The 1,630-nt window shown below is 67.1% G+C and carries 2 protein-coding genes; both read right to left on the bottom strand.

The window, feature by feature from the left end; translation table 11 throughout:
- Complete coding sequence (locus tag FJ694_RS36440; RefSeq protein ID WP_157272391.1) at positions 1-315, bottom strand: ferredoxin family protein; 315 nt, start codon at positions 313-315, stop codon at positions 1-3.
- Positions 312-1,628: an FAD-dependent oxidoreductase gene (locus tag FJ694_RS36435; RefSeq protein WP_157272390.1), complete on the bottom strand. Its 1,317-nt coding sequence runs from the start codon at positions 1,626-1,628 to the stop codon at positions 312-314. Before FJ694_RS36435 ends, FJ694_RS36440 begins: the two co-directional genes overlap by 4 nt.
- Positions 1,629-1,630 lie beyond the last annotated feature (2 nt).

Here is a 1,630-nt window from a genome sequence, read left to right as displayed (position 1 = left end):
TCAACCAAACTTGAACAGGATGCCGTGGCCGCCGCGCGGGTACTCCCACGCGACGTTGGCATGCTCGGTGCAGATCACGCGGCAGCTGCCGCACTCCAGGCAGCCGTCGGTGATGAGCGTCACCGCGCCGTTGCCCTCGGCCTTGTAGCAGGCCGCCGGGCACACGAAGGTGCACTGCTGCCCCTTGCAGTCGTTGGCGCACACCGCGGCATCCTTGATGCGGATGTGCGGCCGCCCGTGGTCCACCTTGTAGCGGTTCTGGAAGAGTTTTTCCTCGACGTTGACGAGGATCGGGCTGGATACGATGGCGTTCATCGGAAGGCCTTCCACAGCTTGAATGCGTCGGACACCAGCCCGCCCAGGCGCCGCGCGGAGCGGAAGCTGGAGAGGATCTCCCGCTCCTTCGTCTTCTTGTCCACCCCGTCCACCGTGAACATCGTCTGCGCCGCGCGGTTGAGCAGCGCCGGGTAGGCGCTGAAAAACTGCGGACTGCTGTGCAGCACCTGCGGCATGTCGCGGTACTTGTGAAGGTCCTTCATCACGAAGCTCGCGTCCAGCGCCGCCTTGTACGCCTTGAGCGTGGACGCACTCATGTCCCGCCCCGCGGCCCGGGCCGCGATCACCGTCTCCGCCGCCAGCCGCCCCGTCGTCATCGCCAGGTTCGAGCCCTCGCGGTGCGCCGCGTTCACGAAGCCGCCAGAGTCGCCCACGATCATCCAGCCGTGCCCGTACACCTGCGGCACCGCGTGGAAGCCGCCCTCGGGGATGAGGTGCGCGGCATATTCCTTCATCTCCCCGCCCTCGATCAGCGGCGCGATGCTCGGGTGCTTCTTGAGCTTCTCCAGCAGCGCGTACGGCGCCGTGCGCTGCGGGTTGGCCTTGAAGTCGGAGAGCATGCAGCCGATGCCGATCGTCAGCGAGTCGCGGTTGGTGTAGAGGAACCCCGTGCCCACCATGCCTTCGGTGACGCTGCCCATCATCTCGATGACCACGCCCTCCTCGTCCTTGACGTTGAAGCGCTGCTGGATCACCTCCTCCGGCAGGAACAGGATCTCCTTGACCGCCAGCGCCACGTTGGACGCCTGGATCTCGCCGTGCAGCCCCGCCTTGCGCGCCAGGGTGGAGTTCACGCCGTCGGCCAGGACCACCACGTCGGCATACACCTCGCCGCCGATGCGGTCACAGCGCACGCCCACCACCCGCTCGCCGTCGAGCAGCAGCTCCTCCACCGTGGTCTCGCAGATCAGCAGCGCGCCGGCCTCGCGCACCTTCGACGAGAACCACTTGTCGAACTGGGCACGGATGATGGTGTAGCGGTTGTAGGGCGGCTTGTTGTAGTCGTCGCTGCGAAAGTGCGTGCCGACGAAGGAGGCGTCGTCGAGCACCCACACCCGCTGCTCGATGACGTGGCGCTCCAGCGGCGCGTCGTCGCGGAAGTCCGGGATGATCCGCTCCAGCGCGTCGGCGTAGAGGATCGCGCCCTGCACGTTCTTGCTGCCCGGGTACTCGCCGCGCTCGATCTGCAGCACCTTGAGCCCCGCCTGGGCCATCGTGTAGGCCGCGGCGTTGCCCGAAGGCCCCGCGCCCACGACGATCGCATCGAACTTCTCCTTGGCATGCCTGGCCATGT

Source organism: Azohydromonas aeria (genome assembly GCF_009760915.1).
In the GTDB taxonomy this organism is placed as follows: Bacteria; Pseudomonadota; Gammaproteobacteria; order Burkholderiales; family Burkholderiaceae_C; genus Azohydromonas; species Azohydromonas aeria.
The sequence above is the reverse complement of the archived record's forward strand: the minus strand, read 5'-3'. Positions and strand labels throughout refer to the sequence as shown.